This is a genomic window from Methylibium sp. T29-B (assembly GCF_000576225.1).
Lineage (GTDB): Bacteria > Pseudomonadota > Gammaproteobacteria > Burkholderiales > Burkholderiaceae_C > Methylibium > Methylibium petroleiphilum.
The window spans coordinates 1-6,303 of record NZ_AZSN01000186.1 but is presented as its reverse complement, the minus strand read 5'-3'; the positions used below and the strand labels follow the sequence as shown (position 1 = coordinate 6,303).

At 70.2% G+C, this 6,303-nt stretch carries 4 protein-coding genes and 2 pseudogenes; 5 read left to right on the top strand and 1 reads right to left on the bottom strand.

Going from position 1 to position 6,303, the window contains the following annotated elements:
- The 4 genes and pseudogenes from Y694_RS19005 to Y694_RS18990 form a co-directional block, all read left to right on the top strand.
- Positions 1–660 (top strand): HupE/UreJ family protein (locus Y694_RS19005; protein WP_197028820.1); only part of this gene is annotated, 660 nt, incomplete at its 5' end.
- Positions 661–774: 114 nt separating this feature from the next.
- Positions 775–2,459: pseudogene (locus Y694_RS19000) on the top strand (electron transfer flavoprotein-ubiquinone oxidoreductase).
- A 71-nt stretch (positions 2,460–2,530) separates the two neighbouring features.
- Positions 2,531–3,553: an NADP-dependent oxidoreductase gene (locus tag Y694_RS18995; RefSeq protein WP_036235364.1), complete on the top strand. Its 1,023-nt coding sequence runs from the start codon at positions 2,531–2,533 to the stop codon at positions 3,551–3,553.
- A 153-nt stretch (positions 3,554–3,706) separates the two neighbouring features.
- Positions 3,707–4,894 carry a serine hydrolase gene (locus tag Y694_RS18990; protein ID WP_036235362.1) on the top strand — a complete coding sequence of 396 codons (1,188 nt, stop codon included), beginning with the start codon at positions 3,707–3,709 and terminating at the stop codon, positions 4,892–4,894.
- Between the two features lie 6 nt (positions 4,895–4,900).
- Here the strand turns inward: Y694_RS18990 and Y694_RS25025 are convergent, their stop codons facing one another.
- On the bottom strand, positions 4,901–5,659 hold the full coding sequence (locus Y694_RS25025) for a YdiY family protein (protein ID WP_036235360.1): 759 nt from the start codon (positions 5,657–5,659) through the stop codon (positions 4,901–4,903).
- 159 nt (positions 5,660–5,818) lie between these two features.
- Between Y694_RS25025 and Y694_RS25020 the strand changes: the two are divergent.
- Positions 5,819–6,303, top strand: a pseudogene (locus Y694_RS25020) (hypothetical protein); the annotation flags it as partial.

The following is a 6,303-nucleotide window of genomic DNA, read 5'->3' as shown; positions in this document are numbered from 1 at the left end:
CGGCTGGCTCCGAGCGCCGGCGCATCCGGGGCCGCGGTCGGCGTCGACCCGCCCGCCGAGTCGGCGCCCGCGCCGGGCTTCTTCGGCGAGGGGTTGCACCACATCCTGATCGGCGCGGACCACGTGCTGTTCCTGATCTGCCTGCTGCTGCCGCTGGTGCTCGGCCCCGATGCCCGGCACGGCGGCTGGCGCGGGCGCCTGTGGCCGCTGGCAGGCCTGATCACGGCCTTCACCGTCGGCCACTCGGTCACGCTGGGGCTCGCTTCGCTGCGCGTGTTCAGCGTGCCGCCGAGCGTGATCGAACCGCTGATCGCGGTGACCATCGCGCTGACCGCGCTCGACAACATCCGGCCCTTCCTCGGCAGGCGCCGGGCCGTCGCGGCGTTCGCCTTCGGGCTGATCCACGGCTTCGGCTTCGCCGGGCCGCTGATCGAGCTGCAGCTCGCGCCCTGGGCGATGGCGGGCGCATTGCTGCAGTTCAACCTGGGTGTCGAGGTGGGTCAGCTGCTCGTGGTCGCGGCCGCGACGCTACTGCTGTGGCCGGTGCGAGAACGCGGCCATGCCGGCGCCTGGCTGCGCAGCGGCTCGGCCTTCGCCGGCATCGTGGCGCTGGTGTGGCTGGGCGAACGGCTGTTCGACGTCAAGCTGCTGCCGCTGTAAGGTGCACCGGACCGCGCCGGAACAGAATAGAACGACCGTTCTTTTTCCTCGTGCTGCGGCTTAGAATCCGCGCGCCTTTCGGAGGCCCTCCGAAGCGAAGCACAGGAACGAGACATGACACCGCAAGCCCTCCTCGACCAGCACGGCCCGCGCGAGGCCATGGACTACGACGTGGTGGTGGTGGGCGCGGGACCCGGCGGCCTGGCCACGGCGATCCGCCTGAAGCAGCTCGCCGCCGAACGCGGCCAGGAGGTCTCCGTCGTCGTGCTCGAGAAGGGCTCCGAGCCCGGCGCCCACATCCTCTCGGGCGCCGTGATGGACCCGCGCGCGATCACCGAGCTGTTCCCCGACTGGAAGGAACGCGGCGCCCCGCTGGAGCAGCCGGTGAGCGGCGACGACGTGCTCTTCCTCTCCGAGACCGGCGCCACGCGCACCCCCGACTGGCTGGTGCCCGACTGCTTCCACAACCAGGCAACTACGTCATCAGCCTGGGCGCCGTGACCCAGTGGCTGGCCCAGCAGGCCGAGGCCCTGGGCGTGGAGATCTTCCCCGGCTTCGCCGCCGCCGAAGTGCTGTACGACGAGCAGGGTGCGGTGCGCGGCGTCGCGACCGGCAACCTCGGCATCGGCAAGGACGGCGAACCGACCGAGAACTTCCAGCTCGGCATGGAGCTGCGCGGCAAGTACACCGTGTTCGCCGAAGGCGCCCGCGGGCACCTGGGCCGCCAGCTCATCGCGAAGTTCCGGCTCGACGCGGGCCGCGACCCGCAGAGCTATGCGCTGGGCGTCAAGGAGCTGTGGGAGGTCCCCGCCGCGCAGCATCGCCCCGGCCATGTGGTGCACACCGCCGGCTGGCCGATGGACTCGCACACCTATGGCGGCGGCTTTCTCTACCACCTGGCGGACAACAAGGTCACGCTCGGCTTCGTGACGGGGCTGGACTACCAGAACCCCTGGCTCAGCCCGTTCGAGGAGATGCAGCGCTGGAAGACCCACCCGGCCATCCGTGCGGTACTCGCCGGTGGCAAGCGACTGGGCTACGGTGCGCGCGCCATCACCGCCGGCGGGCTGCTGAGCCTGCCCAAGCTGGTGTTCGCCGGCGGTGCGCTGGTGGGCTGCGAGGCCGGCACGCTGAATGCCGCGCGCATCAAGGGCAGCCATGCCGCGATCAAGACCGGCATGCTGTGCGCCGAGGCGCTGGCCGAGGCGCTGGCGGCCGGGCGCCAGCACGACGAACTCGCCGCCTACCCGGCGGCCTTCGAGGCGAGCTGGCTGCACGCCGAGCTGCAGCGCTCGAAGAACTTCAAGCAGTGGTTCAAGAAGGGCAACACCGTGGGCGCGCTGATGACCGGCATCGAGCAGTGGCTGCTGCCCCGGCTGGGCGTGCAGAGCCCGCCGTGGACGATCCACCGCACCGAGGCCGATCACGCGCGGCTCAAGCCGGCCGACCAGTGCACGCCGATCGCCTACCCCAAGCCCGACGGCCAGCTCACCTTCGACCGGCTGAGCTCGGTGTTCATCAGCAACACCAACCACGAAGAGCAGCAGCCGGCCCACCTGACGCTGAAGGACGCGAGCGTGCCGGTGGCTGTCAACCTGGCGACATACGCGGGTCCGGAGAGCCGCTACTGTCCGGCCGGCGTGTACGAATTCGTGAAGACCGAGGCCGGCGCCGACCGGCTGCAGATCAACGCGCAGAACTGCGTGCACTGCAAGACCTGCGATATCAAGGACCCGACGCAGAACATCGTCTGGGTCACCCCCGAGGGGGGCGGCGGGCCGAACTACGCAGGCATGTGAGCGTGGAACGGCACGCACGGCCCCTCGATCGCGACAAACCACCCGCACCCCACCGAGACAGGACTCCCGCCATGCCCCAGACCTCATCGACCAACCGCCGTTTCGTGTTGGCCGAACGCCCCGCCGGCATGCCGACCGCCAGCACCTTCCGCCTGGAGACCGTCGACATTCCCAAGCCGGCCGAGGGACAGATGCTGCTGCGCACGCTGTGGCTGTCGCTCGACCCGTACATGCGCATCCGCCTCAACGAGGGCTACTCCTACCGGCCCGGCGTCGACCTCGGCGGCGCGATGGTGGGCGGCACGATCTCGCGCGTCGAGGAAAGCCGCCATCCCGGCTACAAGGCCGGCGACCTGGTGATCGCCGCCAGCGGCTGGCAGGACTACGCGCTGTCGGACGGCTCGGACATCGACATCAAGCTCGACCCGTCGATGGCGCATCCGTCGTGGGGCCTGGGCGTGCTCGGCATGCCGGGTTTCACCGCCTGGCACGGCCTGGTCAACATCGGCGAGCCGAAGGCCGGCGAAACCTTCGTGATCGCCGCCGCCACCGGTGCGGTGGGCCAGATCGCCGGGCAGCTGGCCAAGGCGCGCGGCCTGCGTGCGGTGGGCATCGCCGGCGGCGCCGACAAGTGCCGCTATGCCGTCCAGGAACTGGGCTTCGACGCCTGCGTGGACCACCGCTCGGCCGATCTGCCCGGCGACTTGAAGAAGGCCTGCCCGGACGGCATCGACATCTACTTCGAGAACGTCGGCGGCGCGGTGTTCGACGCGGTGCTGCCGCTGTTCAACCTGCATTCGCGCATGGCGATCTGCGGCCTCATCGCGCACTACAACGGCGGTGGCGAATCGGGCGACCGCATGCCGCTGCTGCTGACCTCGCTGCTCAAGCGCCTGAAGACGCAGGGCTTCATCATCTACGACCACTACGCCGAGCACTACGAGGCCTTCTTCCGCGAGATGAGCGGCCTGCTCGCGCAGGGCCGCATCAAGGTGCGCGAGGACGTCATCGACACGCTGGAAGGCGCGCCGCAGGGGCTGGTCTCGCTGCTCCAGGGCAGGAACTTCGGCAAGGTGGTGGTGAAGGTCGCCTGAGCCACGGGCAGGCGACACGCCCGCCCGCGGGATTGCCCTGCTCCCGCCTGCTGCCGCGCTGACTACATTCGGGCATCCACGCAGGCCGGCACCACCGCGAGAGAGTGCCGGCCCGGCTCTCGCGGCCCGGCCGCCTCTCGAACGGAACACGGCATGACGCAGCACTCCCTCCAGCAGGCCGCCGACGCGGTTCTCGACAGCACCGTCGGCCGCGCCGGTGGCGCACCCGGCGTCGTCGCGATGGCGACCGATGCGCGCGGCAACCTCTACGAGGGCGCCGCCGGCAGCCGCGAGCTCGGCAGCGACCGGCCCATGACGGTGGACACCGTGATGTGCCTGTTCTCCTGCACCAAGGCGCTCACCGGCGCGATGGTGATGCAGCTGGTGGAGGAAGGCCTCGTCGGCCTCGACGATGCGGCGTCGCGGTACGTGCCGGACATCGCCGCGATCCAGGTCTACGACGGCCTCGATGCCGACGGCCAGCCGAAGACGCGCCCGCCGCGCCGCGCCATCACGCTGAACGACCTGATGCTGCACACCGCCGGCTTCGGCTACGAGTTCTTCAGCCCCGAAGACCTGGCCTACCGTCAGGCGAAGAACATCCCGACCCTCATCGCCAACACCTACGAGGCCATCCAGTCGGTGCTGCTGTTCGATCCGGGCGAGCGTTGGAACTACGGCTGCAACATCGACTGGCTGGGCAAGGTGGTCGAGGCCGTGCGTGGCAAGCGGCTCGGCGAAGTGATGGCCGAGCGTTTGTTCGCACCGCTGGGCATGAACGACACCGCGTTCGTCATCACGCCCTCGATGATGCAGCGGCGCGCTTCGCTGCACATGCGCGCCGCCGACGGCAAGCTCACGCCGGTGCCCGACCTGGTGCTGCCGCAGCCGCCCGAGATGGACATGGGCGGCCACGGCCTGTACGGCACGGTCGGCGATTACATGAAGTTCATCCGCATGCTGCTCAACGACGGCGACGGCGCGAACGGCCGCGTGCTGCGCGCCGAGACCGTGCAGCGCATGTCGCAGAACGGACTGGGCGCACTGAAGAGCGGCGGCTGGGTCACGACCAATCCCGCGCTGTCGAACTCCGGCGAGTTCTTCCCCGGCCTGTCGAAGTCCTGGGCCTACACCTTCATGGTCAACGACGAGGACACCCCCACCGGCCGACCGGCCGGGTCGCTGATGTGGGCCGGCCTCGGCAACCTCTACTACTGGATCGACCGCAAGAACCGCATCGGCGGCTTCTGGGGCACGCAGATCCTGCCCTTCCAGGACGTGGCGTCCTATCCAGGCTTCGTCGATTTCGAGAGCGCGGTCTACCGCACGCTGCGGCGCTAGCGGGTCCTAGTCGAAACGCGCGCTGATCCCCGTGGTGAGCAGGGTGTCGGTCTTCTTCAGGCCGAGGCCGGGCTCGCTGTCGTAGCGCGAGGCAATGCCCACCGTGAGGCTCAGCGCCTTGGTCATCGCCACCGCCAGGTCGGCGTCGAAGCGGGCGCGGAACTCGCCGTCGTTCTTCAGGCTCGGGTAGAGCTCGAAGCGCTGCTTGGCCGAGACGGTGTCGGTGAGCTTGTGGGTGGACTCCTCACCGAGCAGCGCGCTCAGCGCGCTGTAGCGCACGCGGTCGGCGCCGTCCACCGGGCGGGGTTCGCTGTAGCGATCGCGCGCGTACTGCAGACCGCCGAACACGTTGAAGGTGTGCTCGGGCGTGTTGACGAACTTGTAGCCCAGGCCGCCGCTCAGGGCGGTGCGCAGGTCGAGATCGGCGATGCCGTCGCGCTCGGCGTCGAGACCCCCGAAGGCGAACACCTCGCGCGTGAGGTTGAAGTCGTAGCGCGTGCCCAGGCGGATCTGGTTGCCCGAGGTCTCGCCCTCGTTCTCGGCGTACAGGCCGTCGCCGTAGATCGCCCACTTGTCCTCGGGCGTCAGGCGCACGGCCTCGCCCTTGATCGTGAGGCTGGTGGCGCGGGTGTTGCCGCTGCTGGCGCTGAGGCCGGCACCGAGCAGCGCGCGCCACTCGCCATCGTCCTTGAGCGTGACCTGGGCGGAGGCCGCAGCGCTGCCGCAAGCCAGCAGCAGCGCGAGGGTTCGGGAGATCTTGGGCATCGGGGTCGGTCCTTTCCGGGAGAGTTGACAGAGGTAGAAGGCCCTGCGCCGGGGTTGTTCCGCAAAATCTTGTGCAACCATCCGCAACGACATGCCTTCCTCGCACCGCCTCTCCCTCTCTCGGCCCACCTTGCCGCGCTTGCCGACGCCCCGGACCGCATGAACGCCGACGACGCTCGCCGCGTGCTGCTCGTTCGCAGCTTCGAAGCCCCGATGACCCTGCCCTGGACCGCAGCCGATGCGGCCTGGGCCAGCGAGCAGGCTGCGCGCGCTGCCGGTGAGCGTGCGGAAGCGGCCGTGCTGATCGCACAGCGGGCCGGCCTGGCCGCTGCGCGACTGACCGAGCGCGAGCCGGCCGTGCGGGCGGTGCTGGCAGCGACGACCTGGCCGGGCTGGCTGGGCAATGCCGTGCTGGCGCTGGCGCTGCTGGCGGGTGCGGCCAGCGACGCCATCGGGCCGTCGCAGCGCATCAACATCCTCGCGCCGCCGCTGCTCGCGCTGCTGGTGTGGAATCTGGTGGTGTACGCAGTGCTCGCGCTGCATGGCCTGCGCCCGGCCGGCGCGACCCAGGCCGATGCCGGCGGGCCGATCCGCCGCGCGCTGATCCGATGGCTCGAACGCGCCGGCACGCGCGCGACGCGGAG